The following is a 25,339-nucleotide window of genomic DNA, read 5'->3' as shown; positions in this document are numbered from 1 at the left end:
GGTAGGGCATGACGGCGGTAGACGGTACAGGCGCAGCGGGAACCAGTGCGGCGGAAGCGCTCGCAGAACGATTGTTCGCGGCCACGCTCGGGGCATCGGAGCTGCAGGCCGTGTATCTGGGCGACCGGTTGGGCTGGTACCGCGCGCTGAGCGATCACGGCCCGCTCACGTCGACGGAGCTGGCGGACCGGACAGGGACCGTCGAAAGATATGCGCGGGAGTGGCTCGAGCAGCAGGCCGTCGCCGGTTATGTGGACGTCAATTCGGATGCCGATCGCCGGTACAGCCTGCCGCAGGCTCACGCCGATGTTCTGGTCGACGACGAGAACCTACTTTTCCTGGCGCCGCTGGCGAGGCTGTTCGTCGCGACGACGTCGTCGATGCCACGTCTACTCGACGCTTATCGTCACGGTGGGGGAGTCACGTGGGAATCGATGGGCCCCGATGCTCGCGAGGGTCAGGCGCTACTGAATCGGCCGATGTATCTCCATCAGCTCTGTCAGCAGTTTCTGCCGGTAGTCACCGACCTGCACGCCACACTTTCGGACGGCGGGCAGGTCGCTGATCTCGGGATGGGGGAGGGCTGGTCGTCGATCGCGCTCGCCCTCGGATACCCGAAGATCGAAGTGCACGGCTTCGACGTCGACGCGGCGTCGGTGAACGCTGCCCGTCGTAACGCTCATGATCGGGGGGTGGACGACCGCGTGCATTTCTCGTTGGTCGACGTCGCCGGACAGGCTCCTGAGGCCGGGCGAGCCGATGCCGGGACCTACGACGCCGTCTTCGCTTTCGAGTGCCTTCACGACGTTCCGGATCCGGTGGGTTTTCTTTCCACGGCTCGGGCGATTGCCCAGCCGGGCGCTCCGGTGATCGTGATGGACGAACGAACGGCGGATGAGTTCGATCCCGAGGCGGGTCCGATCGAGCAATTGCTGTACGGATTTTCGCTGACCTGCTGCCTACCGGACAGTCTTTCGCATCCGGGAAGCATTGCCACCGGGACGGTGATGAGGCACTCGACACTCGAAAGCTATGCCAAGGCGGCAGGTTTCGAGCGGGTGGACGTGCTGCCGATCGAGCACGAGATGTTCAGGTTCTACAGGTTGGGCTGACGCCCCGTGCGCCTTTTTGGTTGCAGTAACTACCAAAAAGGCGCACAGGGGCCGAAGGCCCTAGGTCCAGACCGTATCGATATCCGTCGCCTCACGCGCCGGCGCAGCAGGCGTCGTGGTGGGCGTGCGCGAGAAGCGCGGTGCGGGAGCATGCTGGGTGACGCCGTCCAGTTCGATGAGCGAACCGCGAGCCGCGATGTGTTCGTTGGACGGAGCCTCGGCGAAAGTCAGGACAGGGGAGACGCAGGCGTCGGTGCCGAGGAAGATCTTGGCCCACTCGTCGCGAGTCTTGGACAGGAACTTTTCGGTGAAGAGCTTCTTCATGTCGTCCCACTTGGACGTGTCCATCTGGTGAGGGAGCGTCGCGGGATCGAGTTCGAGGCCCTCGAGCAGCAATGCGTAGAACTGCGGTTCGATGGATCCGACGGCCATGTACTTGCCGTCGGAGGTCTCGTAGGTGTCGTAGAACGGAGCGCCGGTGTCGAGGAGATTGACGCCGCGCTCGTCGGACCAGACGCCGCGACCGCGGAATGCCCACATCATGTGGGAGAGCGCGAGGGTTCCGTCGACCATTGCCGCGTCGACGACCTGGCCCTTACCGGACGTCGAGCGCTCGACGAGAGCCGACAGAATGCCGAAGATCAGGAACATGGAACCGCCGCCGAAATCGCCGACCATGTTGAGCGGCGGGACGGGACGTTCACCCTTGCGTCCGATGGCGTTGAGGACACCGGTCAGTGAGATGTAGTTGATGTCGTGACCGGCGGCGTTGGCGAGCGGTCCTTCCTGTCCCCAGCCCGTCATACGGGCGTAGACGAGGCGCGGATTGCGCTCCGAGACCACGTCGGGTCCGAGTCCCATGCGTTCCATGACGCCGGGGCGGAAACCCTCGATGAGGACGTCGGCGCGGCCCAGGAGATCGAGCACTTTCGCGACGTCGGCCGGGTCCTTCAGGTTGGCCTCGACGATGCGGCGGCCGCGCTTGATCTGGTCGGTTGCGTTCGAGTCCTGCGGAATCTGCCCTGCGCGCTGCACGATGACGATGTCGGCGCCCATGTCCGCCAACAGTGTCGCGGCGTGCGGGCCCGGTCCCAATCCAGCGAATTCCACGATCCGAATGCCCGCGAGCGGGCCCTTCTTCTCCACAGCTTCTGCAGACACACGCACTCCCAATTCAGACGGTGACAACACTCCTGACCCGACGGTAACGTGTCGAATCGATCAGGTGTGCTCCGGGGCACTGTGTCCACCGAGGGAGGCGCCGATCACTAGACGGCGGCACCCTCGAACTGAGCGTTGTAGAGACGGAAGTACGCGCCCGCCGCTGCGATGAGTTCGTCGTGTGTGCCCTGCTCGACGATCTTGCCCGCCTCCATCACGACGATCAGATCGGCGTTACGGATGGTGGAGAGCCGGTGCGCGATGATGAAGCTGGTCCGCCCGACGCGCAACGCGGACATTGCTTGCTGCACAAGCTGTTCCGTACGTGTGTCGACCGAGCTCGTCGCCTCGTCGAGAATCAGCAGCGACGGCTCCGACAGGAATGCACGAGCGATCGTGATGAGCTGCTTCTCGCCGGAGCTGATGTTCGACGCCTCCTCGTCCAGCACGGTGTCGTACCCGTCCGGGAGGGTGTGGATGAAGCGGTCGACGAAGGCAGCGCGTGCGGCTTCGTGAATCTCGTATTCGCTGGCGTCGAGTCGGCCGTATGCGATGTTGTCGCGGATCGTGCCGCCGAAGAGCCAGGTGTCCTGCAGAACCATGCCGACGTGCTTGCGCAAGTCGGAGCGGCGCATCTGCGAGATGTCGACGTCGTCGAGAGTGATTCGGCCGGAGTCGACTTCGTAGAAGCGCATGAGCAGGTTGACCAAGGTGGTCTTGCCGGCACCGGTGGGCCCGACGATGGCGACCATCTGCCCGGGCCGGGCCGTGAGGTACACGTTCTCGATCAACGGCTTGTCCGGCTCGTACCGGAACGAGACGTTCTCGAACTCGATGTGACCGACGTTGCGATGACGTCCGGCGGGCTCGGGGAGAAGCGGCACGTCGATGTCGGGCGACTGCTCGGGTTCGTCGAGAAGCTCGAAGACCCGCTCCGCCGACGCGGCTCCGGACTGCAGGCTGGTCGACATGGACGCGATCTGCGTCAGTGGCTGGCTGAACTGGCGCGAATAGACGATGAAGGCCTGAACGTCACCGAGTGACATGTTGCCGCTGGCGACCTTGAGAGCGCCGACCACAGCGAGCAGCACGTAGGTGATGTTTCCGACGAAGTTCATGACCGGCATGATCAGGCTGGAGAGGAACTGTGCGCCGAAGGACGCGTCGAGGAGCTTCTTGTTCTGCTCGGCGAATTCACGCTCGGCTTCGGCCTGATGCCCGTACACGCGTACCAGGTCGCGACCGCTGTAGTTCTCCTCGATCTGCGCGTTGATCTTGCCCGTCTCGGTCCACTGAGCCTTGTACAACACCTGTGCTCGCTTGGCGACCCTGGCAACGAGGAGCACCGATACCGGCACCGCGATCAGTGCGATCAGGGCGAGCATCGGAGAGATGACGAACATCATCGTCAGGACGCCGAGGACGGTGAGCACCGACGTCAGGAGCGAGGTCAACGTCGACGACAGCGTCGACGAGATGTTGTCGATGTCGTTGGTGACGCGGCTGAGGATCTCGCCGCGCGGTGTCTTGTCGAAATACGGAAGGGGGAGACGGTGAAGCTTCGCCTCCACCGAGGCACGCAGGTTGTAGATGGTCTTCTGGACGATGATGTTGAGGAGGAATGCTTCCAACCAGGCAAGCAGCGACGAGAGCAAGTACACGCCGATCGCGAGCATGACGACCTTGCCGATGGCGTCGAAGTTCAGACCCACACCGGGAACGACGTCGGTCGAGTTGGCGACAAGATCGGCGAACGTCGAATTCCCTGATGCCCGGATGGCGTCTGCGGCCTGCTCGCGGGTGAGTCCGGCGGGCAGGCTCTTGCCGATGAACCCGGCGAAGATGAGGTCTGTCGCGTGACCGAGGATCTTCGGCACTGCGACGGAGAGTGCGATGCTGGCGATCGTCGCAACGACGACACAGAAGACCGCAAACTTGTGCGGCTGCAGAAGCGAGAGAAGCCGCTTCATCGTCGCCTTGAAGTGGCGAGGTTTGGTGTCCGTCGCGGTCAGCGCGGGCTTCGGCTCTTTGTCGGGGGTCTCGGGGTTACTCGACTTCGCATCCCCGTCCGCGGATTCAGGTTCGCTCGGGATCTTGGCGAACACCACCGTCGGGGCATCGTCGAAGTACTGGCTGTTGGGGCCGCCCCATGTCGGGTCCTGCGGGCTGGTCATGCGCTCATCTCCGCGGGAATCTGGGAAGCCACGATCTCTTGGTACGTCGGACAGTTGGCCAGAAGGAACTGATGGTCGCCGAGGCCGACCGGCGCACCGTCTTCGAGGACCATGATCTGGTCGGCATCGATGATGGATGCGACGCGCTGAGCCACGATGATGACCGTCGAATGAGTCGAAACCGTCCGGAGTTCGCGTCGGACCGCGGCGTCCGTATGCATGTCGAGAGCGGAGAACGAATCGTCGAAGACGAAGATCCGGGGTCTGCGGACCACCGCTCTGGCGATGGCGAGACGTTGTTTTTGTCCGCCCGAGAGATTGCCGCCGCCCTGGGCGATCGGTGACTCGAGACCGTCGGACAGCTCCCGGACGAAGTCGTCTGCCTGGGCGATGGTGAGGGCTGCCCAGATGTCGTCGTCGGTGGCGGTCGGGTTTCCGTAGCGGATATTGCTCGCGATCGTGCCGGCGAACAGATAGGCCTTCTGGGGCACGTATCCGAAGTTGGCGAAGAGTTCGTCCTGATCCCAGCCACGGACGTCCAAGCCGTCGACCAAGACGGCGCCGGCCGTGACGTCGAACAGTCGGGGGATGAGTGAGACGAGGGTCGATTTGCCACTACCGGTACTGCCGACGATCGCGGTGACCGTTCCTGGCATGCATCGCATCGAGACATTCGACAGGACCGGCGTTTCAGCTCCCGGATACGTGAATCCGGCTCCACCGAACTCGACAACGCCGTAGGGGCTGGTCGGGCGAAGGGGCTGGGCCGGCGCGGGCACGGTCGGCTCGGTGTCGAGTACTTCGGTGATGCGGTCGGCACACACGGCCGCGCGGGGGATCACGACGGCCAACATGGTCGCCATGACCACGGACATCAGGATCTGCATGACGTAGGCGAGGAAGGCGCTGATCTGGCCGATCTGCATGTCTCCGGTATCGACCAGATGCGCGCCGAACCACAGCACCGCGACGCTCGACAGGTTGGCGATCAACATGACGGTGGGCAGCAGAACCGCCTGGTACCGGCCGATGAGGAGCGAAGTGTCGGTCAGTTCCTTGTTGGCCTTGTCGAAGCGGATCGTTTCGTCGGGTTCGCGAACGAAGGCGCGAATGACACGCATACCGGTGAGCTGTTCGCGCAGTGATCGATTGATGTTGTCGATCCGCGTCTGCATCGTCCGGAAATGCGGGATCAGCTTGGCCACCACGACCGAGACGGTGATGCCGAGCAGTGGTACCGAAATCGTCAGGAGCCAGGACATCTGCAGGTTCTCGCGCAGAGCCATGATGATGCCGCCGATGCACATAAGTGGGGCGCTGACGAGCATCGAGGACGTCAGCATGACCAGGGCCTGGATCTGCAGGACGTCGTTGGTGTTGCGTGTGATCAGCGTCGGCGCACCGAAACTGTTGAATTCGCGATCCGAGAAACTGCCGACTGCCTTGTAAAAGGCGCCTCGAACGTCGTGGCCGAAGCCCATCGACGATTTTGCAGCCAGATAGGTCGATGCGACCGACGCGATGATCGACGCAAGCGAGACCAGGAGCATGATCCCGCCGGTGGACATGATGAATCCGGTGTCGCCTCGGGCGACGCCGTCGTCGATGATCCGCGCGTTGAGTGTGGGGAGGACCAACGACGCGATGGCCCCGAAGAGTTGCAGTGCGAGGACCCCGGCAAGCAACCAGCGGTACGGCGGCAGGTACGTCTTGAGGAGTTTTGCTAGCACGACGGTTCCCGGTGAGTTGCCTCGGTTGCCGCTCGTTCGCGATTGATCACACGCACACGGTATGACAGATCGCGGTCGAGGTTGGCACCGACTCTGACGATTGCATCCTTTTGTCCTAATTGACTGTGATCTCGAACACACTCGAATTCGAGATTGGATTCAGGTCACAGCACCTGAACTGCAGGTTTACATATTCATCCAATGTGTCACGTTTTCGATTGAACAGAAACAAACTGGACGTACGTATTTAGCTTGGCTACAAAGACGTGCAGCGAACAAAACGTGCGCCGCGTCATAGATATTCATGCAAGGAGTCACATATGGGATCCCTCGGAAACCTCCTCAAGGCCAACGGTATGGGCTGGGGCATTCTCCAGCTTCTGCCCCTGGTCAACATGCTCAAAACCCTTCAGGGGCTGGACACCGCGAGCTCGAACTCCTGACGTTCGACCTCGAGAAATCTTCCGAAACAACACAGGAGTAGTCGCATGACCTCGATTCAGAATCTCGACGCCTTCCTCAAGAGCGTTCTTGCATTCGTGACCAAGTTGAACGCGGGATCGGCAGACGGCTCGGGTTCGGCCGGTTCGGCCGCCGAGTAGTTCTCGGTCCTCACTTCATCTCAACTGCATTCCGACAAAAGGAGGCCCGACATGGGTTCATTCGAAGACTTCAGCGGCGTCGTCAAGACGTTCATTCCGGTGCTCAAGGACCTGTTCACGGCACTCGGTGGTGGCTCTCTCACCCCTGGGACGGGATCGGCGGCCGATAAGTAAGTCCAGTTTGTCCGAAAGTGTGGCTCGCAGTTGTCTGCGGGTCACACTTTTCGGCTTTTCACTGTGAGCTAAATCACATTATGGGACATTCTAGAGGGTGGATTTGCGCTTTGAACTGCAATTATCCGTAAAGGTGTGCCTGAAAGTCTGCATTGATAGCTATTAGGTAGCTAGACAAGTGTGGAAAGCCGGTCTATAAATGCAGGCAGCGCCAAGTAAGTGCACTACATCACAGCTCGGGATGTTGTTCGGGGGGCGGTTCAGCCATCCGTGCGGCAGAAGTTCCCGAACCATCTCGGCCACCGCCTGCGGCCGGAATGGCGCTGGAACATCACACCACCTCACATACAGGAGAACCTCCTATGTTCGGATCACTCAGCACCCTCGGACCCCTGCTCACCGCGCTCGGAGCTTTCCTCAAGTCCGTTCCCACCGAATCGCTGTCCGGCAAGGGCGAGGGCTCGTCCACCGGTTCACTCTCGGGTCTGTCCAGCGGATCCGCCGAGTAGTCATCCCTTCCGGCAGGTCCATTCGGCTCTGCCGATCGGATTGCATGCAGGTGCCCTCTGTCCACTGTCGTGGCCGGAGGGCACTCGCGTTTGCGGAGATGGTCGCAGCTGCCGTTTTGGCATGTGAACACAGAACTGCGAGTGGCAGCACCTGCGTACGATGGTTCGACGACATCGGCATACGGTCACCGCGACGTCCGGTGCTCCCGAATTCAGAGGTAGCCGACCGCGAGGTGACGCATGGTAGGGACGAGTCGCTTTCTGCGCCTTCTCCTAGTGCTGGCCGTCGTACTTGCGGCATCGTTGATCGGCATCCTCACGCGCCCACCAGGTTTGCTCGCGACTTTCTGGTGCGCCAACGCCATTCTGCTGGGAATGATGGTCAGATGGCCGGTCCTGATCGAATGGCGGACGTGGATCGCCGCGGCCGTCGGATACGTCTGCGCTGACCTGATTACGGGCAACTCGCTGTCGCTTGCCCTGCAGCTGAACGGGGCCAACCTCGCCGGAGTGACGCTCGGTGTTCTCGTTCTGTACTACTTGAAGCGCACACCGTTCCGATTGGTCGATTCGCAGTCGCTGGTATGGATGGTCTTCGTTTCGTTCGTCGCGGCGACTGGTACCGCGGCCACGGCCGGCGCCTTGGACCGGCTCTTACGCGGTCAGTCCTTTGCCGACACGTTTTTCCACTGGGGTGCCACCGAGGTCATGGCGTACCTGCTGATCCTTCCTCTCATTCTCACTCTCACCATCCCGTCGAGCCTTGCCGAGTTCCGCAGGAAACTGACCGCCAGAACTGTCGCCGCTCTGAGCGTTCCGCTACTCGCCACTGCAGCCTGCGTGCCGATCGCCCTCAGTATCGAAGGGCCGATTGCGCTGGTCTTGCCGATTCCAGCTCTCCTCTGGTGTGCCACTCGCATCTCGGTTCCGAGCACTGCCTTCGTTTCAGTGGTCTGGTCGGTGTGGTCACTCATGATGGCGGGTAGCGGTCGACTCGACATCGGAGATCAAGCCGCCTCGACGTGGAACGAGGACGTCATCACATCCATAGCGGTCACACTGATCGCGTTGGGGCCGATAGCGGTTGCCTGTGCGACCGAGGAACGCCGTGCTGCCGAGCGTGAGCTCTTCCTTGCCGTCGAATTCGACCATCTGACCGGGGTCCTCTCGCGTGGTGCGTTCCTCGGCCACGCGGAAGCGGAACTTGCCGACGCGACTCGCACACAATCTCCGGTCGGCCTGCTGATGCTCGACCTGGACCACTTCAAGAGCATCAACGACACGCATGGACATATGACCGGTGACAGCGTTCTCGCGAACTTCGCCGAGCGGGCCGCTGACCGATTGTCGGACGGCGATCTGATCGGAAGGCTCGGCGGCGAGGAGTTCGCCGTTCTGCTTCCGGACTGCAGCTACGCGCGAGCAATCGATGTCGCCGAGGCGGTCCGCGGCGCGCAAGTCGAGTACTCGGCCGAATCAGATGTGACGAGCACCGTCAGCGTCGGCGTCGCGTGGGTCGATCATGCGACGCCGGCGCTGTCGACCCTCATGAGCGTCGCAGACGAGGCTCTGTACGACGCCAAGCGTGCTGGGCGCAACCTCGTGAAAGTGCACCGCGTCGGCAACGACACCGTGCCGCAACGGAATTCCGAGCCGGATACTGCCACCCGCACCTATCGCAAACCTGCGGTACCCCGAACGATCCGGCGAGGATTTGGCCACGAAGGTGTGGTGGACGGCCGATAACCGCGCTGACCTGCATCGGGATTGGCATATAGTCGCACCCATGCAGCTTGATTCGACGCCTTCGCCCTTGCCGACGCTTCCGCTCCGATTCGGAACCCCACTGACCGAGAACTCCATCCGCGTGATGATGTTGGGATCAGGCGAGTTGGGTAAGGAAGTTGTCATCGCGCTGCAGCGTCTGGGCGTCGAAGTGATTGCGGTGGATCGGTATCCCGATGCCCCTGGGCACCAGGTGGCTCATCGTGCTCATACTGTCGACATGACCGATCCGGAAGCACTGCTTGCCGTCATCGAGTTGGAAAAGCCTCACTTCGTGGTTCCCGAGATCGAGGCCATCGCGACGGATGCGCTTGCACTCGTCGAAGAACGCGGGGGTGCGGTGGTCATTCCGACCGCCCGAGCCACCCAGCTCACGATGAACCGTGAGGGAATCCGTCGGCTCGCGGCCGAGGAGTTGGGCCTGCCCACTTCGCCGTACGCTTTCGCGGACTCGCTTGCCGAAGTGCAGGCAGCGACAGACCGAATCGGTTTCCCGTGCGTCATCAAGCCAGTCATGTCCTCGTCGGGGAAGGGACAGTCGACGGTTCGATCCGCCGAAGATCTCGACGCCGCATGGGATTACGCGATGGCCGGAGGTCGTGTGAATCACGGCCGGGTGATCGTCGAAGGCTTTGTCGATTTCGATTACGAGATAACGCAATTGACAGTTCGAGCCGTCGGTGAGAGCGGTCAGGTCGAGACGTCGTTCTGCGAACCGATCGGGCACCTGCAGGAGGCCGGAGACTACATCGAATCGTGGCAGCCGCAGCAGATGTCCGCGGTTGCCCTCGCCTCGGCCCGAGACGTCGCCGAGAAGGTGACCACGGCTCTGGGCGGGCGAGGCATCTTCGGCGTCGAGCTATTCGTGAAGGGCGACGACGTCTTCTTCTCCGAAGTGAGCCCACGGCCGCACGACACCGGATTGGTGACTCTGCGGACGCAGCGACTTTCGGAGTTCGAACTGCATGCCCGCGCGATCCTGGGCTTGCCGGTCGACACGACGCTCACGTCTCCGGGAGCATCGGCAGTGATCTACGGCGGAGTGGAGGCAAAGGGGATCGGATTCGACGGCGTCGCCGAGGCGCTCGCGGTTCCCGAGACGGACCTGCGGCTCTTCGGCAAGCCGGAGAGCTTCACGCGTCGTCGCATGGGTGTTGCAGTGTCGACGGCCGCCGATGTGCCTACTGCACGCGACCGTGCTCGCGAGGCTGCGTCGAAGGTGCGTCCCGTCGGATGAGTCCAGCGGCCGAGGTCCTCGTCGGGCTGGTCATCCTGGTCGGTCTGATCGGTGTCGTCGTTCCGATTCTCCCGGGGACGCTTCTCGTTTTCGGTGCAATTCTGGTGTGGGCGATCATGACCGGTGGTGCCACGGCGTGGACGGTGTTCGCGCTGTCCACGCTGGCACTGGTGGTCACCGGGATCGTGAAGTACACGTGGCCGGGCAAGCGGATGAAGTCCGGGGGAGTGCCCAACCTGTCGGTGGTGGTCGGCGGCGTCGTCGGCATCATCGGGTTCTTCGTGATTCCGGTCGTGGGGTTGTTCCTCGGATTCATCGTCGGAACGTATTTCGCGGAACTAGCGCGGCTGCGCCGTTACGACATCGCTTGGTCGTCGACGCTTCACGCGGTGAAGGCAGTCGGATTGTCCATGCTGGTGGAACTGTTCGGAGCGCTGATCGCGGCGGGGCTGTGGCTGGGAGCCGTTGCGTTCACCTGAGCGCAGCGGTACCAGGAGCGGGCGTTGTCGCACATGACCGCGGGCAGGTCGTCGCCGACAGCGTCGGCGATCACGTCCAGGTCGTGGACCTCGAACGCTCGACGTGCCCGTGTGCCGGGTAGATCGGTGCCGAACATCAGCGCAGCGGGATTGACCGCGTGGATCTGGCGCAGCACATCGCTGACGTCGGAGATGGTGGTGCGGCCGAACCCGGTGGCTTTGACGCGCACTCCGCGGTCGACGAGGTTGAGGAGATACGGCAGTCCGCGGGTGGACATTCCCAAATGGTCGATGCTCACCGCGGGCAATTTGGCGAAGACCGGTTCCAACGACAGCAACAGCGTGGCATCGACGTAGAACTCGGCGTGCCAGCCGACCAGATCGAAAGCGCGGTTGGCGAGATCGGCGAGCAGACGCAGGTCGGTGGCGCCGCGGCGCAGGTTGAACCGGACGGCACGTACTCCCAGTGCGTCCAGAGCAACGATGTCTTCATCCGTCGCATCGAGCGGCAAAGCAGTGACGCCCACCCAGCCTTCACCGAGTTCGGACAAGGCAGCTTTCAGGTATTCCTGGTCATTGCCCTGGTACGACGCGGTCACCACCGCGCCGCCGTCAACGCTGAGGCCCTTCAGCGAGGCAATCCGGGCCCGGTAATCGGCCACGGTGAAGGGCTCAGGCAGGTACCCGTGATTCTCGACCAGCGGGAAGCGCGGGTCGATGATATGCACATGGGCGTCAAACACGGGGTCTATTTTGCCCTGTTGCCCTGGGTCCCTGCACACACCACCGGCCCGATGTGACCTGGGTCGCGTCGGGCCGGTGGAGGGCTTCTGTTCAGTTACTTCCGCGCACTCAGTTCGCGCGGTCGGGCTCGGATGCCTTCAGCATGTCGTGACGCTCGACGACCTTGATGCGCTCACGGCCCTCGGGCTCGCCCAGGCTGCGCTCGTGCGCGTCGAGGCGGTACCAGCCCTGCCAGGTCGTGTACGGAACCTGCTTGCCTTCGAGGAACTCGATGACTGCGTTCTCGTCGGGGTTCGCGGCGCCCGCGAAGTCGACGGAATCCTCGAGAAGATTCGCGACGGTTTCGTTGGCGTCACCCTTGGTGTGGCCGATGAGGCCGACGGGGCCGCGCTTGATCCAGCCGGTGACGTAGGTGGCCGGCATGAACCGGGCTGCGCCCTCGGCGTTGTCGTCGGCGACGACGCGTCCGGCGTCGTTGGGGACGGTGCCGGCCTGGTCGTCGAACGGCAACTGCGTGATGTTCTGCGAGAGGTAACCGACGGCGCGGTACACGGCCTGGACATCCCAGTCCTTGTACGTGCCGGTGCCCTTGACGTTGCCGGTGCCGTCGAGCTGAGTGCGCTCGGTGCGCAGGCCGACGACTTTACCGTCTTCACCGAGGATCTCCGTGGGAGATTCGAAGAAGTGCAGGAACAGCTTGTGAGGACGGGCTCCGACGTCGCGAATTGCCCAGTCCTGCAGCGTATTCGCAACCATGTCGACCTGCTTGGAGTTGCGGCGAGCCTGCTCGGAACCCTCGTCGTAGTCGATGTCCTCGGGGTCGACGATGACCTCGATGGTCGGCGAGTGGTCGAGTTCGCGCAGTTCGAGAGGGGTGAACTTGGCCTGGGCCGGGCCGCGGCGTCCGAAGACGTGAACCTCGACGGCCTTGTTGTTCTTGAGGCCCTCGTAGACGTTGGCGGGGATCTCGGTCGGCAGCAGTTCGTCGCCGGTCTTGGCGAGAACGCGGGCGATGTCGAGGGCAACGTTGCCGACGCCGAGGACGGCGACCTTCTCGGCTTCGAGCGGCCACGTACGCGGTACGTCGGGGTGGCCGTCGTACCAGGAGACGAAGTCGGCCGCGCCGTAGCTGCCGTCGAGTTCGATGCCCGGGATGCCGAGCGCACGGTCGGCGTTGGCGCCGGTGGAGAAGATGACCGCGTCGTAGAACGACTGCAGGTCGTCGAGGGTGATGTCGGTGCCGTAGTCGATGTTGCCGAGCAGGCGTACCTGAGGCTTGTCGAGCACCTTGTGCAGGGCGGTGATGATGCCCTTGATGCGCGGATGATCAGGCGCGACGCCGTAACGAATCAGGCCGAAGGGCGCGGGCATGCGCTCGAAGAGGTCGATGCTGACGCCGCGGCCGGAAACTGCGGTGTCGGATTTCATGAGGGCGTCGGCGGCGTAGATGCCGGCGGGGCCGGCGCCGACGATCGCGACCCGGAGTGGGCGGTTGGAGTCAGTCATCGTGAGGACAGCTACCTTCTTCGAAGTTCGGACAACATATCGACAAGTATCCAATTTAGCCGAACCTAAGCACAGTGCCTCGGTTGCGGCCGAACGGATCCACACTCTCACTCGATCGGTTGTGGGTAAACCTATTCTTTCCTCCCATTCTCCTGTTGTCTCGGGTATCCGGGGTAGGGGCCTGATCCTTGACGGGCCACAATTTCAAGTTGTGGGGGACTATTGGCGTTATGAGTGACGAGCTGCGCGAATCCGACAACATCGATGGCAAGAAGGCGTCTGCGGGGCCGTTCCTCTTGGCTGTCGCCATCGTCGCCTTGATCCTGGGTGGAATCTTCGTCGCATCGTGGATCTCGCCGGCCGAGGAGAACGTCACCGAGTCGGACCGCGTGAGCCGCTCCGTCACCGACTACGTCGATGCCGAGAATCGGAATGACGCGGAGACGATCAAGACCCTGACCTGCGCGAGCTTCAATTCGAGCAACGGTCCTATGGCCGGCGTCGACGGGACGGTCGAGCTGAAGGGTGTGGACGGGGTCGCGGTCAACGGCGATCGCGCCCGGGCCGACGTGACGATCACCGGTGGCGGAGCGGGCGAGCGAGTCTCGACCTGGGCCCTGACCCGTGACGGCAACCGTTGGGTCGTCTGCAACTGACGGCCCGCTCAGGCGCTCACGGCAGTCTTGTGAAAACATGGACTACGTGAGTTACGCAGGCGATCTGACGCCGGAGCAAGCCTGGGAGCTGCTCCGCGAAAACCCCGACGCCGTGCTGGTCGACGTGCGGACCGATGCGGAGTGGAAGTACGTCGGTGTCCCCGATGTGTCCTCCCTCGGCAAGCAGGCCGCACTGATCGAATGGGTGAGCCACCCGACCGGCGCGCGCAATGACAACTTCGTCGACCAGTTGAAGGAAGCCGGCATCACTGCTGATTCCTCCGGGTCGGAGCGTCCGGTGATTTTCCTGTGTCGATCCGGACAGCGTTCCATCGGTGCGGCGGAAGCTGCGACTGCGGCGGGCATCGGCCCGTCGTACAACGTGCTCGACGGGTTCGAAGGCGCATTGGGTGCCGACGGACATCGCGGACTTGTAGGTTGGCGGGCCATCGGCTTGCCGTGGAGGCAGCAGTGAGCGGAATTCCCCAGGGTGGCGCATTTCAACGGGCGCTGCCGGACGACGTCGGTCTCGGCACTCTCGGTGTTCGCGGCGGACTGATGCGTACCGGGTTCGAGGAGACTTCCGAAGCGCTGTTCCTCAACTCCGGATTCGTCTACGAGAGTGCAGAAGCCGCCGAACAAGCCTTCACCGGCGAGGTGGATCATTTTGTCTACTCCCGCTACGGCAACCCGACCGTCAAGATGTTCGAAGAGCGTCTGCGTCTCATCGAAGGTGCAGAAGCGTGCTTTGCGACGGCCAGCGGAATGTCGGCAGTCTTCACGGCGTTGGGCGCACTGTTGGCGAACGGCGACCGATTGGTTGCCGCGCGCAGCCTCTTCGGATCCTGCTTCGTGGTGTGCAACGAGATCCTTCCGCGCTGGGGGGTCGAGGTTGTTTTCGTCGACGGTGAGGACAACGCGCAGTGGGAAGAGGCGCTGTCCGTGCCTACCACGGCAGTGTTCTTCGAGACTCCGTCCAACCCGATGCAATCTCTCGTCGACGTTCGACGGGTGTCGGAGCTTGCTCATGCAGCCGGTGCAAAGGTAGTGCTGGACAACGTCTTCGCGACGCCGCTTCTGCAGCGCAGCCTCGATCTGGGCGCCGACGTCGTGGTGTACTCCGGCACCAAGCACATCGACGGTCAGGGCCGCGTGCTTGGTGGCGCGATCCTCGGTACCGAAGAATACATCAGCGGTCCCGTTCGAGAACTGATGCGGCACACCGGTCCTGCGCTCAGTCCATTCAATGCGTGGACTCTGCTCAAGGGCCTGGAGACGATGCCGGTCCGTATTCGGCACTCCGTGGCTTCGGCACTCGAGATCGCCGAATTCCTCGAAGGACACTCCGGCGTCAAGTGGGTCAAGTATCCGTACCTGACGTCGCATCCGCAGCACGAGCTCGCGAAGTCTCAGATGAGCGGTGGCGGAACGGTTGTCACGTTCGAGCTCGATGCGCCTGACGGAGAGGGCAAGAAGCGGGCGTTCGAGGTTCTCAACGGTCTGCGCGTCATCGACATCTCCAACAACTTGGGAGATTCCAAGTCGTTGATCACTCACCCCGCCACGACAACGCACCGGGCCATGGGTCCGGAAGGCCGTGCAGCAGTGGGTCTTACAGACGGCGTTGTCCGTCTGTCCGTCGGGCTCGAAGACACGGCTGATCTGTTGGCTGATCTGAAGCGAGCACTCGGCTGAATCGCTGGAGCGCCTTGCCTCGAACTTCCGACGGCAAGGCGTTCTACGGTGCGGGCGTGAGACCCAGTTGTTTGACGTCGATCGTCAACGCCGTCGTATTCAGTGTGAGACCTGAGCTTGTCGTGTCGGTGGGGTAGATCGTGAACAACACCTGCGCCGTCAGATTGGTGTTGTTCAGCGCCGACGTGACCGCGATGAGGTTCGGCGTCGGTGCTGTGCTGTCGTACAGCAGATTGTTGCTCTGATCCGTGACGTACGTGCGAAGGTCGATGTTGGCGGCTGCGAGCCCGCCGCTCAACTTGGTCTTGTCGACTGTCACGTTCGCTTTCAGACGTGGGCCGGTGGCCATCACCTTCGAATCGCAGAAATACGTGTAGTTGAATCCGGGCTTGAGCCGGTAGGTAGTGATGTCCGGGATATATACGAGTGGATTCGGATTGGTGGGCGCGTTGACGTAGACCTGCGAATACCAGCCCCCGCCGCTCGTGGTCACGCACGCTCCCAGATCCAGGGTCCCGGACTGGACAGCGGCGCTTGTCAGGGTCGCACTGTCGGTCCACTTCGCCAATGTGCCCGAACCGCCGAGCAATACGGCTCCGGCCGCGGCAACTGCCATGGCAGCTTTCGTTGTCTTTCTCATCACGGCACCAGCGCCTTGATCTCGTCCGGCAGTTCGCTCGGGGTAGGAGATTCGGCCCAGACTCCCGTTGACGTGTCGATGACGGCGACTCCGGAAGGGGTGATTACGTATAGCTGATCGGTACCGGTGAGCCAATGCAGGACAGCGTCGCTGTCGACGGTACCTCGATAGACTTCAGTACCTGATGAATTCGACACGGACACAACGGTTCCAGTGGAAGTCGAGAGCTTCTGGGCGCTGAGACCGGTCGTGGTCGCCGGGGCGTCGACGGGAACCTCGCTCGGGGTGGTCGTAGTTGGTGGCACCGTTGTCGTTGTCGTTGTCGTTGTAGCGGTCGTCGTCTGGGGCGCCGTAGTTGTAGCCGGTGACGAGGTGGTTGTCGACGGTGCAGTTGTGCTGGTGGTTGTCGACGGTGCAGTTGTGCTGGTGGTTGTCACAGCCGGCGCCAATGTCGTGGTGGGCGTGGTGGATGAGGCGGTCGTGGAAGTGACGGCCGTAGTAGGAGTGCTCGGAGCGTCTGCCGCCAGTGCCGGCGCTGCCGATCGACTGAGAGCAGATGTCCCGCTGATCGGACCGCCACACGAGTAGAGCAGGCCGACGAGAATGCTGAATTGGTAGCCGGAGTACGACGGCGTGACCGACGTGCCGCTCAGTCCATGGATTTCGATGTTGTAGGTGCCGACTATGAGCGGGAACGCGACTGTTGTACCGCCCGAGCCGTATCTCATGGAGCCTGTAGTAGACGTTGCGGTGTAGTCATTCGATCCCAACAAGGATCCGTTGCTATCGCGGGCAATTAGACGGTATGAGCTTCCGACAGTCGCGGGCCAGGTGATTGTCACCGCGACCGGAACAACGAGCGCAAAATTCACCGCGCAACTGGCTGTGCTTGGCGACGTGGGAAAGGTTGCAGCAGTGCCGAACTGAATGCTTGTTGCCGTGGCTGTGTCGGTGTACCCCGCCTTGGTACCACCGATCTGGGACACACCGACCACCGTGAGACCGACCGTAGCCAAGGCGACGATGGCCTTGAGGGCATGGGAGTCGCCGCGTATGTCCTGACGATCCCGCTGAGGTTCCTCCGCGTCGGAAGCCTCACGTCGACGGAACGCGATGTACAGGAGCCCGCCGACGGCAATCGCACCAAGCACAAGCCCACTCGGTCCGGACAGCCAGACTGCCACGTAGCCGAGGCGGTTGATGCTGAAGAAGACGCGATCGGCTTCGGTGATGACGTAGGGATCGGGATCGGCGATCGGATTTGCATCACCACGCAGTTGTGCGACGGCAAGGTTGTTGCCCTGCTGATCTATTGATTCCACACGATGGGTGGTGCGCGTGCCTTGGCTGTCGGAGACGCTGACGATGTCACCGACCAGCACTTCCGAAGCAGGCACGGTGCGCGCGAATGCGAGAGCACCGGTATCGATCGTGGGTGACATCGATCCACTCCGAAAGATCAGCGGGGTGATACCGAAAGCCAGACCGGCGATGAAAATGATGATGGATACCAAGCCTGCGAGGGCTCCCAGACTGAGTAGGACTTCCCGTACCCGGTTCGGCATCGAGGCCTTTGCATGTTTTTTCGTGTGTCGGGCCATTGCCATCACACCTTTGCCGCGAAGGTCAGGACGATGTTCGACGTGCTGTTCGTCGGCGGTGTCGGTGTTGTCGGAAGCTGCACCGAGACACATAAATTCTCGGTAGCCCCGACCACCAGTGGGCGGTCGGGGCTACCGATGGCTTGATTCGCGGTGAGTGTCAGCGCGAGCGAGGACACCACGTTGGCGCCGTCAGTGCACTTGTTGGCAACAGTTCCGTTGGAGGAAACCGTCATTCGTAGAGAGGTCGTCAACGCACCACTACTCGTAGACGTGATCGTGTACTTCAGCGGGACAGTTGTCCCTGTGCCCAGGTTGTTGACCTTGATCAGAGCGGTATTCGAATCGCCGGGAATCATTCCGGACTTGCCAAGCTCACTGAAATTCAGAGACCTGGTCAGAATGGGCTGGGCAATGCTGTTCAACTGCAGATTGATGGAACCCGTCGTGATGTTGCCCGAGGTTGCCGTGGCGGAAGACGTCCAGGCCGCGAGCGTGGTCACACCGCCGACGCCAAGCACCATCCCCAGTGCGAGCAGCGCGCGAAAACGCGTGCTGGTCAACAGGTGACGAATCCGGTGGGCCGGACGGTCAGGGCGCGAGGGCATCGTGCTGGCCTTTCTCGATCTGGGCGGAGTCTGCGGGCGCGAAAGTTGCAGGGTCAGGAGCGAATCGGGCTCGAGCTCGCTCCTTCCGGCCGTCACGGATGCCGCTGATCATCATGTACGACGCGTACAGCAGTAGAGCGGTCACTACGATCACCACGATCACGGTGCGCTGCTCTCCCGTCAGCCAGGTGTTCACGTAACCGAGATAAGGCAGGCTGTACCAGACCTTTCCCCGGATCTGCACCGGCCGTACTTCCTTCTCGTCAGGCTCACCGTTCGCATCGCCCTGGGTGATGAAAGTTCTTTCACCCTTCTGGTTTTCACTTGTGGCGATGATCCGGTGCGTGACGACGGTCGGCTGACCCGATTCCAGCTGGTACGTAATAGGTGTACCGATCCCCAGTTCGGACGGATCGACAGGTTTGACGACTACCAGTGATCCAGGGTTGTACGTCGGGCGCATCGAACCGGTCAGAATCGTGAAGCGCTGTGCTCCGGCAAAGAAGGGAACGACAATGGTTGCGACGATGACTGCCGAAATTGCCAGCAGCAGTGTCCAACTGACGATAGAGGTGATCCACCAGAGTGGGCCGGTGCGATCGGTGCGATCGGTGCGCTTCGTGGAGTGTTTTGTCATACCGGACCTGCCTGGAAGGTCAAGGTCGTGGTGCTTGTTGCACCTGAGACCGCCCCGACGCCTACCGTGAGTCGCAAGCACAGAATGTACGTACCGCCTGAGACCAGCGGACTCGGCATGTACGCCGGTGAAACCGGGTACTGCAGCGATGCATTCATCGATCCGGACGTCAGTGGGGTCACTGCCGGAGCCGCGGTGTTGACGCCGGCAGGGCAGGCGCCTTCGTTGGCGACTCCGTACGTGGTCAACGTGAATCCCGTAAATGCGGTCGTCGACTGCATTCGCCATTGCAGAGGATCAGCCCCCGAATTCTTGACGGTGAGCGGTGCTTGCACCGTGTTTCCCGGGACAACGGGCGTCGCGGCCGTCGTCAAGTTCGCCAGGGTGTACGCCGCACTGGTTCCGGCAGATGTACCAACCGTGAGGTTGACGCTGGCGGCTGTCGCCGTACCGCCATTCGCGCTCGCCGAATCGGACCACAGCGCGAGCGACTGCTGTGACGATGCAAACACCGCTACAGCAGCCACCGCGACTGCGATCGCTCCCCAGACCTTTTTCCTCATGAAATTACGGGGCCGGTGTCAGTGCTGTCTGAGTGACGACCAACTTCATCGCCGACAAGTTCAGCGACTGGTTCTGCGCGACCTGATTGGCCACCTCGTTGAAGTTCAGCCGGACTCCGACGTGGACGATCGTTCCGTTCTGGGCTTTGGTGATCTGCGAAATCGGGTTGCCGCCAGTGTCCTTGATTGTCGTCACGGGCACGACAGCAGCGGCAAGCTCGGCGCTGTTCGCACCCGGAACGATTCCGGCCGTATCAGCGGTCAGAACAGCCGCGAGACGATCGCCCACTGCGGTCACAGTGACGTCGCAGGTGTATTCGATGCTCTCGGTGGTGACTATTCGGTAAGCCGAGATGTTGGTGATCGCGGTCTTCGTCGGGTTGAGGGAGTTCCACCGCCACCGACCGGTGCGCAAGAGCTCAGGTCGAGGGCGCCGGACGTGACGGGCCCGCCGCCACTGACGTCGGCCGAATCGCTCCAGACTGCGAGCGAGCCGGCACCGCCGAGGAGGAGGGCACCGGCCGCCGCAGCAGCGATCGCACCCTTGGTCTGCTTCTTCATGAAAATCTCATTTCATGTCTGGGACCCGAAATGGGGCCATTCAGACATGAGTATCAGACACGGCAAACGATTCGTTACCACTTTTCGAAAAATCAATTTTACGACTGGAGTCCAACTGTCACTCGGTGTCGAAATGATCTTTGACCTGCGTCTAACTACTCGTTTGTAAGTTTGGTGCGAATAAAACCGTTGGTTTGTTCAGTTGGACAAAGCGGACGAGTCGGAACTTGGCAAATCTGCTGTTTTTTACCAGTTAATTACCGAGTTTCGGTTTTGTTTTGCAATTTGAATCAATTGTTTGTGTTGCTACGGAATGGATCGGTTGTTGTTCCCACAAGATCGGCGACCGACTCGAGGACGATGGTCGGGCGGTAGGGATAGAGCTCTACCGACGCGCGGGTCGAGATCCCGGTCATCACCAGAATCGTCTGCAGTCCGGCTTCGAGGCCACAGACGATGTCGGTGTCCATGCGGTCGCCGATCATCAACGTATTGGCGGAATGAGCGCCGATGGACCGCAGGGCTGAGCGCATCATCAAGGCGTTGGGCTTGCCGACGTAGTAGGGATCGCGTCCGGTTGCCTTGGTGATGAGTGCCGCGACCGAGCCGGTGGCCGGCAGCGAGCCGTCACGCGACGGCCCGGTGGCGTCCGGGTTGGTGGCGATGAACCGCGATCCACGCTCGACCAGGCGAATGGCGGTGGTGATTGCCTCGAAGGAGTACGTTCGCGTCTCGCCGAGGACGACGTAGTCGGGGTCGCTGTCCGTCAGGACGTAACCGATGTCGTGCAGGGCAGTGGTCAGGCCCGATTCGCCGACCACGTAGGCGCTGCCGCCTGGCCGCTGGTTGGCCAGGAACGTCGCGGTTGCGAGCGCTGACGTCCAGATCGACTTCTCCGGGATGTCGAGTCCCGAATTGAGCAGGCGTGCTCGCAGGTCACGCGGGGTGCGGATGGAGTTGTTGGTGAGCACCATGTACGGGATGTCGTTCGACGCCAGCTCTGCCAGGAACGTGTCCGCTCCAGGTATCAAGTGCTCCTCGTGGACGAGAACCCCGTCCATGTCCATGAGGTAGGTCCAACCGGTCTGATCTTCTGTACTGGTCATTACTCCAGTATGTGCGGGTGGCGCCCGATGTGGGCGGTCAAGCGAGAAGGCGCCACAGGCCGATCAGGCCGACGACGACAATCGTGTAGCGCAATGCAGTGGGGGACAGGCGCCGTCCGTAGCGGGCGCCGAGGACGCCACCACCGAGTGAGCCGACGGCGATCAAACCGGCTGCTGCCCAATTGATCTGATCGAATGCCAGAGTGATGTACATCCCTGCTGCAACGATGTTGACGAGCAGCGACAGCAGGTTCTTCGCGCCGTTCATGCGCTGGAGGGTTTCCGGGAGGATGGCACCCATCACACCGATGAGAAGGATGCCCTGCGCGGCAGTGAAGTATCCGCCGTAGATGCCGACTGCAAAAGTGCCGGCGGTCAGGAGCATCAGCCTCTTGGTGGACAGCGTCGTTTCTTCGGTGGAACGCTTCTTGGCCCACGCCTGGATGCGTGGTTGGAGGAGGACGAGCGCGAGAGCGAGGACCAAGAGCACCGGAACGATGGTCTCGAACAGTTTCTCGGGTAGGTGCATGAGCAACCACGAACCGAGTAGTGCTCCGGCGAGGGACGCCGGAATCTGCCACTTCAGTCGGTCCCACTGTCCGGACAGCTCACGTCGGTAGCCCCAGGTACCCGAAACTCCGCCGGCGACGAGCCCGACCGCGTTGGACATGGTTGCGGTCACGGGCGGCATGCCGAAGGCGACCAGGGTGGGAAACGTGATCAGCGTTCCACTGCCGACCACGGCGTTGATCGCGCCCGCGCCGATACCGGCCAACAAGATGAAGAAAGCGTCGAGTCCACTCACTCCGCAGACGGTACGGCAGAGGAAAAGTCAGTCCGGACGGCGGTCCCGGTCTTCATTCGAACGCTCCATTCAACACGCCGAACGCGGCTTCGGACACCGTTGGAATCAATGCGATTTCAACATCGTGGACCCTTCATTTCCCTTGCAGTGCAGGGAAATACAACATTTGACGACTCGACATTTCGCGTCTAGTCTTTGCTCACCATCCAGAGCGACCGAGAGACCTGGCTCGTCGACGTCGCAGCAACCCCCCGAGTGATCGGGAGCGGGTGCTACCGCCAGGACCGATGGAAGGCATCACATGGGTACCACTTCGCACGCTGCGCACAAGCGACGTCACATCGATCTGTGCCGCACCGCTTCGTGTCACTGTCGCTGACCGAACTCTCGTCGTCTTCGCAACTCGAGCACACCAACTCGAGGACACAGCTGCGTTCCCATTTCCCCGAAAGGTCTATTCGTGATGTCCACTCCGTCAGGTAGCGCGCCGTGAGCGCGCCCACCGATGTCCGCCCCGAAAAGTCGGTGTCCGAGTCGCAACTACCCGACTCGGAGCTTGTCGTCGCTCGCACCTGGCACCCGCTGCGCTGGGTGATCAGTGCGGTCGTGCTGGTCCTGCTTGCTCAGTTCATCCACGGGCTCGTCGTCAACCCCGGCTGGGACTGGCCGACGTTCGCGCAGTACTTCACCGCGAAATCAGTGCTCGCCGCGCTGTGGATGACGATCAAACTGACCCTGTGGGGGACGATCCTCGGATTCGGTCTCGGTGTTTTCCTGGCACTCGGTCGGTTGTCGAAAAACCCGGTCCTGCAGGTGATCGCCTGGACCTACATCTGGGCCTTCCGCTCGATTCCACTCATCGTGCAGCTGCTCTTCTGGTTCAACATCACATACCTGTACCAGACGCTTTCTCTCGGAATACCTTTCGGGCCCGAGTTCTTCACCTTCCAGGTCAGCGGTGTGATCGGCGGATTCACCGCGGCAGTCATCGGTTTGGCGCTGCACCAGGCTGCATACTCGGCCGAGATCATCCGCTCCGGAATCATCTCGGTGGATCACGGTCAGATCGAAGCTGCTCACTCGCTCGGTATTCCGCGCAGTCGCCAGTTCTTCAAGATCGTTCTCCCGCAGGCAATGCGAGCGATCCTCCCCAACGCCGCCAACGAGGTCATCGGACTCTTCAAGGGAACGTCGATCGTCTCCACCATGGCAATCGCCGAACTGTTCTACCAGGTGCAGGTCATCTTCGGCCGCAACGGACGAGTCGTGCCCCTGCTGATGGTCGCCACGATCTGGTACATCATCCTCACGACGTTGCTCTCGATCGGTCAGTACTACGTGGAGCGCCACTATGCACGAGGATCCGCCCGTGCGCTTCCGTTGACTCCGGTACAGAAGGCGCGCAAGAAGTTCGAAGAGATTCGCGATGCGCGTCTCGATATTCCGAGAGGTGCGACCCGATGACCGCAGAACTGGCCGAAGAGACGGTGTATGCCGTCGAAGCGCGCGGAATTCACAAGTCCTTCGGCACGCTGGAAGTACTTGCCGGCGTTGATCTCCTGGTCCGCAAGGGCGAAGTGACCGTCATTCTCGGTCCGTCGGGTTCCGGTAAGTCCACCTTGCTGCGAACCCTCAATCACCTCGAGAAGGTCGACCGCGGAACCGTACGGATCGACGGAGAGCTGATCGGATACCGGCGCAAGGGAAATCGACTCCACGAACTGCGTGACCGCGAGATCCTGAAACAGCGTTCGCACATCGGATTCGTGTTCCAGAACTTCAACCTGTTTCCGCACCTGACCGCGTTGGAAAACGTGGTGGAAGCGCCGCTCTCGGCCCAGAAGCGTGATCGTGACGAGGTGTACCGCGAGGCCCGCGCACTGCTCGAGCGAGTGGGAGTGGGGGAGAAGGCGGACGAGTATCCCCGCCAACTCTCCGGTGGCCAGCAACAGCGCGTCGCGATAGCGCGAGCGCTGGCACTGCGGCCGGCGGTCATTCTCTTCGACGAGCCGACGTCGGCGCTCGACCCGGAACTGGTGGGCGAGGTTCTCGAAGTCCTGGCTCAGCTGGCCCGTGACGGCGCCACCTTGGTGATCGTCACACACGAGGTCGGATTTGCTCGGGAAGTGGCGGACACTGCGGTCTTCATGGACGGCGGCGTCATCGTCGAACAGGGCCCGCCTTCGCAGGTGATCGACAATCCGGTCCACGAACGGACCAAAGCCTTTCTCTCCCGCGTCCTCTGACGCGACCCAGACTCATTCCCGGAAGGAAAAATTGATGTTCTCCACATCCCGTCGCGCGACTTTTCTGATCTCGGCGCTTGCCACCGTCGGATTGCTCAGCGCTGCATGCAGCAGCGCGGACGCCGAGTCCGACGGCGCCCAGGTCACCGCTGCTGCGGGTTACAACCTCACGGCCGATCAGAACCGCATCACCACCGACAAGGTGGATTCAATCGCCGCCGAGCTACCTCAGGACATCCGCGATCGTGGCACGCTGCGCGTCACCGGTAGTGCCGGTTCCGCTCCGCCGCTCCGTTTCTACGCCGACGACGACACCACCCTCATCGGTTCCGAGACCGACTTCGCCTATCTGATCGGTGACGTTCTCGGCTTGAAGGTCGACCTGCAGACAGCAGATTGGGCACAGAACTTCGTCCGGATCGACTCCGGTGAGGCCGACGCCTTCCTCTCCAATGTGACTGTCACAGAAGAGCGTAAGGAGAAGTACGACTTCGCGACCTACCGTCTCGACACCCTCGCCTTCGAAGCCAAGAAGGGTGCCGGAATCTCCATCAAGGAACCCAAGGACGTCGCGGGCAAGAAGATCGCCGTCTCCTCGGGCACCAATCAGGAAGCGCTGCTGGTCAAGTGGAGTGAGCAGAACGTCGCGGCCGGCCTGGCGCCTACCGACATCTCTTACTACCAGAACACCACCGACTACTACCTCCCGCTGCAGTCCGGCCGGATCGACGCCTACTTCGGCCCGAACCCGTCGTCGCAGTTCCACGCCAAGCAGTCGGGGGAGACCGAGGTTGTCGGTGAGTTCTCCGGGGCCGGCGACACCCTGCAGGGGCAGATCGCGGTGCTGGTGAAGAAGGACAACGGCCTGATCAAGGCGATCAACGACGCGATCAACCACACGATCGAGAACGGCACGTACCAGCAGATCCTCGAGCGCTGGAACATCACCAGCGAAGCCGTCGACACGTCCCTGATCAACCCGCCCGGCCTTCCGAAGACCAAGTGAGC

General features: G+C 62.0%; 28 protein-coding genes and 1 riboswitch. Of the genes, 14 read left to right on the top strand and 14 right to left on the bottom strand.

What is annotated here, in order from left to right; translation table 11 throughout:
• The first annotated feature begins 8 nt into the window (after positions 1-8).
• The gene (locus QM609_RS12385; protein ID WP_003944389.1) at positions 9-1,112 is read left to right on the top strand and encodes a class I SAM-dependent methyltransferase; all 1,104 of its coding nucleotides are present in this window, start codon (positions 9-11) and stop codon (positions 1,110-1,112) included.
• Between the two features lie 60 nt (positions 1,113-1,172).
• On the opposite strand, the gene QM609_RS12380 is transcribed toward QM609_RS12385, so the two are convergent.
• From QM609_RS12380 to QM609_RS12370, 3 genes are all read right to left on the bottom strand, one after another.
• Positions 1,173-2,273 carry a CaiB/BaiF CoA transferase family protein gene (locus tag QM609_RS12380; RefSeq protein ID WP_042924245.1) on the bottom strand — a complete coding sequence of 367 codons (1,101 nt, stop codon included), beginning with the start codon at positions 2,271-2,273 and terminating at the stop codon, positions 1,173-1,175.
• Positions 2,274-2,380: 107 nt separating this feature from the next.
• A complete protein-coding gene (locus tag QM609_RS12375) occupies positions 2,381-4,447 on the bottom strand; it encodes an ABC transporter ATP-binding protein (RefSeq protein ID WP_003944426.1) in 2,067 nt (688 codons plus the stop codon).
• Positions 4,444-6,177, bottom strand: a complete 1,734-nt coding sequence (locus QM609_RS12370; RefSeq protein ID WP_021333951.1) for an ABC transporter ATP-binding protein — start codon at positions 6,175-6,177, stop codon at positions 4,444-4,446. The genes QM609_RS12375 and QM609_RS12370 overlap by 4 nt, the downstream gene beginning before the upstream one ends.
• Before the next feature lie 320 nt (positions 6,178-6,497).
• Here QM609_RS12370 and QM609_RS12365 point away from each other — a divergent pair, with 320 nt between their 5' ends.
• The 6 genes from QM609_RS12365 (at position 6,498) to QM609_RS12340 (ending at position 10,963) form a co-directional block, all read left to right on the top strand.
• Positions 6,498-6,620, top strand: coding sequence for a hypothetical protein (locus QM609_RS12365; RefSeq protein ID WP_003944443.1), 123 nt, complete (start codon positions 6,498-6,500; stop codon positions 6,618-6,620).
• 210 nt (positions 6,621-6,830) lie between these two features.
• Positions 6,831-6,953, top strand: coding sequence for a hypothetical protein (locus QM609_RS12360; RefSeq protein ID WP_019749478.1), 123 nt, complete (start codon positions 6,831-6,833; stop codon positions 6,951-6,953).
• Between the two features lie 362 nt (positions 6,954-7,315).
• Positions 7,316-7,462 carry a hypothetical protein gene (locus tag QM609_RS12355; RefSeq protein WP_007726811.1) on the top strand — a complete coding sequence of 49 codons (147 nt, stop codon included), beginning with the start codon at positions 7,316-7,318 and terminating at the stop codon, positions 7,460-7,462.
• Positions 7,463-7,702: 240 nt separating this feature from the next.
• Entirely contained in the window at positions 7,703-9,208 is a 1,506-nt protein-coding gene (locus QM609_RS12350) for a GGDEF domain-containing protein (protein ID WP_218960350.1), read from the top strand.
• A gap of 40 nt (positions 9,209-9,248) precedes the next feature.
• Positions 9,249-10,484: a formate-dependent phosphoribosylglycinamide formyltransferase gene (gene purT, locus QM609_RS12345; protein WP_003944342.1), complete on the top strand. Its 1,236-nt coding sequence runs from the start codon at positions 9,249-9,251 to the stop codon at positions 10,482-10,484.
• Positions 10,481-10,963 (top strand): DUF456 domain-containing protein, encoded by a 483-nt coding sequence (locus QM609_RS12340; RefSeq protein ID WP_007726816.1) that lies wholly within the window; start codon positions 10,481-10,483, stop codon positions 10,961-10,963. The genes purT and QM609_RS12340 overlap by 4 nt, the downstream gene beginning before the upstream one ends.
• On the opposite strand, the gene QM609_RS12335 is transcribed toward QM609_RS12340, so the two are convergent.
• Complete coding sequence (locus QM609_RS12335) at positions 10,867-11,706, bottom strand: amidohydrolase family protein (RefSeq protein WP_223304639.1); 840 nt, start codon at positions 11,704-11,706, stop codon at positions 10,867-10,869. The genes QM609_RS12340 and QM609_RS12335 overlap by 97 nt on opposite strands.
• Before the next feature lie 109 nt (positions 11,707-11,815).
• Positions 11,816-13,213: an FAD-dependent oxidoreductase gene (locus QM609_RS12330; RefSeq protein ID WP_003944405.1), complete on the bottom strand. Its 1,398-nt coding sequence runs from the start codon at positions 13,211-13,213 to the stop codon at positions 11,816-11,818.
• A 230-nt stretch (positions 13,214-13,443) separates the two neighbouring features.
• Between QM609_RS12330 and QM609_RS12325 the strand changes: the two genes are divergently transcribed.
• The 3 genes from QM609_RS12325 to QM609_RS12315 are packed head-to-tail and all read left to right on the top strand — an operon-like array spanning position 13,444 to position 15,564.
• A complete protein-coding gene (locus tag QM609_RS12325) occupies positions 13,444-13,869 on the top strand; it encodes an Rv0361 family membrane protein (RefSeq protein WP_007726820.1) in 426 nt (141 codons plus the stop codon).
• Between the two features lie 46 nt (positions 13,870-13,915).
• Positions 13,916-14,344 carry a rhodanese-like domain-containing protein gene (locus QM609_RS12320; RefSeq protein ID WP_007726822.1) on the top strand — a complete coding sequence of 143 codons (429 nt, stop codon included), beginning with the start codon at positions 13,916-13,918 and terminating at the stop codon, positions 14,342-14,344.
• Entirely contained in the window at positions 14,341-15,564 is a 1,224-nt protein-coding gene (locus QM609_RS12315) for an O-succinylhomoserine sulfhydrylase (protein ID WP_172403504.1), read from the top strand. Before QM609_RS12320 ends, QM609_RS12315 begins: the two co-directional genes overlap by 4 nt.
• Before the next feature lie 43 nt (positions 15,565-15,607).
• Here the strand turns inward: QM609_RS12315 and QM609_RS12310 are convergent, their stop codons facing one another.
• The 9 genes from QM609_RS12310 to QM609_RS12270 all read right to left on the bottom strand — a co-directional run bounded on the left by QM609_RS12310 (position 15,608) and on the right by QM609_RS12270 (position 22,085).
• Positions 15,608-16,204 (bottom strand): alternate-type signal peptide domain-containing protein, encoded by a 597-nt coding sequence (locus QM609_RS12310; protein ID WP_047269470.1) that lies wholly within the window; start codon positions 16,202-16,204, stop codon positions 15,608-15,610.
• The gene (locus tag QM609_RS12305; protein ID WP_179090792.1) at positions 16,204-17,805 is read right to left on the bottom strand and encodes a S24/S26 family peptidase; all 1,602 of its coding nucleotides are present in this window, start codon (positions 17,803-17,805) and stop codon (positions 16,204-16,206) included. Before QM609_RS12305 ends, QM609_RS12310 begins: the two co-directional genes overlap by 1 nt.
• A gap of 5 nt (positions 17,806-17,810) precedes the next feature.
• The gene (locus QM609_RS12300) at positions 17,811-18,413 is read right to left on the bottom strand and encodes a SipW-dependent-type signal peptide-containing protein (RefSeq protein ID WP_054186915.1); all 603 of its coding nucleotides are present in this window, start codon (positions 18,411-18,413) and stop codon (positions 17,811-17,813) included.
• Positions 18,397-19,050 (bottom strand): signal peptidase I, encoded by a 654-nt coding sequence (locus QM609_RS12295; protein WP_054186916.1) that lies wholly within the window; start codon positions 19,048-19,050, stop codon positions 18,397-18,399. The genes QM609_RS12300 and QM609_RS12295 overlap by 17 nt, the downstream gene beginning before the upstream one ends.
• Positions 19,047-19,613, bottom strand: coding sequence for a hypothetical protein (locus QM609_RS12290; RefSeq protein WP_054186917.1), 567 nt, complete (start codon positions 19,611-19,613; stop codon positions 19,047-19,049). The genes QM609_RS12295 and QM609_RS12290 overlap by 4 nt, the downstream gene beginning before the upstream one ends.
• A gap of 4 nt (positions 19,614-19,617) precedes the next feature.
• Positions 19,618-20,028 (bottom strand): alternate-type signal peptide domain-containing protein, encoded by a 411-nt coding sequence (locus QM609_RS12285; RefSeq protein ID WP_179090793.1) that lies wholly within the window; start codon positions 20,026-20,028, stop codon positions 19,618-19,620.
• Complete coding sequence (locus QM609_RS12280) at positions 19,950-20,174, bottom strand: alternate-type signal peptide domain-containing protein (protein ID WP_179090794.1); 225 nt, start codon at positions 20,172-20,174, stop codon at positions 19,950-19,952. The genes QM609_RS12285 and QM609_RS12280 overlap by 79 nt, the downstream gene beginning before the upstream one ends.
• 290 nt (positions 20,175-20,464) lie before the next feature.
• Positions 20,465-21,280: an HAD-IIA family hydrolase gene (locus QM609_RS12275; RefSeq protein WP_003944345.1), complete on the bottom strand. Its 816-nt coding sequence runs from the start codon at positions 21,278-21,280 to the stop codon at positions 20,465-20,467.
• A gap of 37 nt (positions 21,281-21,317) precedes the next feature.
• A complete protein-coding gene (locus QM609_RS12270) occupies positions 21,318-22,085 on the bottom strand; it encodes a sulfite exporter TauE/SafE family protein (protein WP_003944404.1) in 768 nt (255 codons plus the stop codon).
• Between the two features lie 199 nt (positions 22,086-22,284).
• A riboswitch (SAM riboswitch) is annotated at positions 22,285-22,379 on the top strand.
• Positions 22,380-22,386: 7 nt separating this feature from the next.
• Between QM609_RS12270 and QM609_RS29275 the strand changes: the two genes are divergently transcribed.
• From QM609_RS29275 to QM609_RS12255, 4 genes are all read left to right on the top strand, one after another.
• A complete protein-coding gene (locus tag QM609_RS29275; protein ID WP_350318888.1) occupies positions 22,387-22,464 on the top strand; it encodes a putative leader peptide in 78 nt (25 codons plus the stop codon).
• Between the two features lie 110 nt (positions 22,465-22,574).
• Positions 22,575-23,549: an amino acid ABC transporter permease gene (locus QM609_RS12265; RefSeq protein WP_003944440.1), complete on the top strand. Its 975-nt coding sequence runs from the start codon at positions 22,575-22,577 to the stop codon at positions 23,547-23,549.
• Positions 23,546-24,331, top strand: a complete 786-nt coding sequence (locus tag QM609_RS12260; protein WP_076948807.1) for an amino acid ABC transporter ATP-binding protein — start codon at positions 23,546-23,548, stop codon at positions 24,329-24,331. Before QM609_RS12265 ends, QM609_RS12260 begins: the two co-directional genes overlap by 4 nt.
• A 34-nt stretch (positions 24,332-24,365) precedes the next feature.
• Positions 24,366-25,337 (top strand): ABC transporter substrate-binding protein, encoded by a 972-nt coding sequence (locus tag QM609_RS12255; RefSeq protein WP_007726832.1) that lies wholly within the window; start codon positions 24,366-24,368, stop codon positions 25,335-25,337.
• Positions 25,338-25,339 lie beyond the last annotated feature (2 nt).

It is taken from the genome of Rhodococcus sp. IEGM 1302 (assembly GCF_030056935.1).
Taxonomy (GTDB): domain Bacteria; phylum Actinomycetota; class Actinomycetes; order Mycobacteriales; family Mycobacteriaceae; genus Rhodococcus_F; species Rhodococcus_F qingshengii.
This window is presented reverse-complemented; position numbering and strand designations above follow the sequence as displayed.

Excerpts from the sequence above, each read along its gene's own strand:
- QM609_RS12385 (WP_003944389.1), top strand. The coding sequence starts at position 9 with ATGACGGCGGTAGACGGTACAGGCGCAGCGGGAACCAGTGCGGCGGAA.
- QM609_RS12375 (WP_003944426.1), bottom strand. The coding sequence starts at position 4,447 with ATGACCAGCCCGCAGGACCCGACATGGGGCGGCCCCAACAGCCAGTAC.
- QM609_RS12365 (WP_003944443.1), top strand. The coding sequence starts at position 6,498 with ATGGGATCCCTCGGAAACCTCCTCAAGGCCAACGGTATGGGCTGGGGC.
- QM609_RS12360 (WP_019749478.1), top strand. The coding sequence starts at position 6,831 with ATGGGTTCATTCGAAGACTTCAGCGGCGTCGTCAAGACGTTCATTCCG.
- QM609_RS12355 (WP_007726811.1), top strand. The coding sequence starts at position 7,316 with ATGTTCGGATCACTCAGCACCCTCGGACCCCTGCTCACCGCGCTCGGA.
- QM609_RS12350 (WP_218960350.1), top strand. The coding sequence starts at position 7,703 with ATGGTAGGGACGAGTCGCTTTCTGCGCCTTCTCCTAGTGCTGGCCGTC.
- purT (WP_003944342.1), top strand. The coding sequence starts at position 9,249 with ATGCAGCTTGATTCGACGCCTTCGCCCTTGCCGACGCTTCCGCTCCGA.
- QM609_RS12340 (WP_007726816.1), top strand. The coding sequence starts at position 10,481 with ATGAGTCCAGCGGCCGAGGTCCTCGTCGGGCTGGTCATCCTGGTCGGT.
- QM609_RS12330 (WP_003944405.1), bottom strand. The coding sequence starts at position 13,213 with ATGACTGACTCCAACCGCCCACTCCGGGTCGCGATCGTCGGCGCCGGC.
- QM609_RS12325 (WP_007726820.1), top strand. The coding sequence starts at position 13,444 with ATGAGTGACGAGCTGCGCGAATCCGACAACATCGATGGCAAGAAGGCG.
- QM609_RS12310 (WP_047269470.1), bottom strand. The coding sequence starts at position 16,204 with ATGAGAAAGACAACGAAAGCTGCCATGGCAGTTGCCGCGGCCGGAGCC.
- QM609_RS12305 (WP_179090792.1), bottom strand. The coding sequence starts at position 17,805 with ATGGCCCGACACACGAAAAAACATGCAAAGGCCTCGATGCCGAACCGG.
- QM609_RS12300 (WP_054186915.1), bottom strand. The coding sequence starts at position 18,413 with ATGCCCTCGCGCCCTGACCGTCCGGCCCACCGGATTCGTCACCTGTTG.
- QM609_RS12295 (WP_054186916.1), bottom strand. The coding sequence starts at position 19,050 with ATGACAAAACACTCCACGAAGCGCACCGATCGCACCGATCGCACCGGC.
- QM609_RS12290 (WP_054186917.1), bottom strand. The coding sequence starts at position 19,613 with ATGAGGAAAAAGGTCTGGGGAGCGATCGCAGTCGCGGTGGCTGCTGTA.
- QM609_RS12280 (WP_179090794.1), bottom strand. The coding sequence starts at position 20,174 with ATGAAGAAGCAGACCAAGGGTGCGATCGCTGCTGCGGCGGCCGGTGCC.
- QM609_RS12275 (WP_003944345.1), bottom strand. The coding sequence starts at position 21,280 with ATGACCAGTACAGAAGATCAGACCGGTTGGACCTACCTCATGGACATG.
- QM609_RS29275 (WP_350318888.1), top strand. The coding sequence starts at position 22,387 with ATGGGTACCACTTCGCACGCTGCGCACAAGCGACGTCACATCGATCTG.
- QM609_RS12260 (WP_076948807.1), top strand. The coding sequence starts at position 23,546 with ATGACCGCAGAACTGGCCGAAGAGACGGTGTATGCCGTCGAAGCGCGC.
- QM609_RS12255 (WP_007726832.1), top strand. The coding sequence starts at position 24,366 with ATGTTCTCCACATCCCGTCGCGCGACTTTTCTGATCTCGGCGCTTGCC.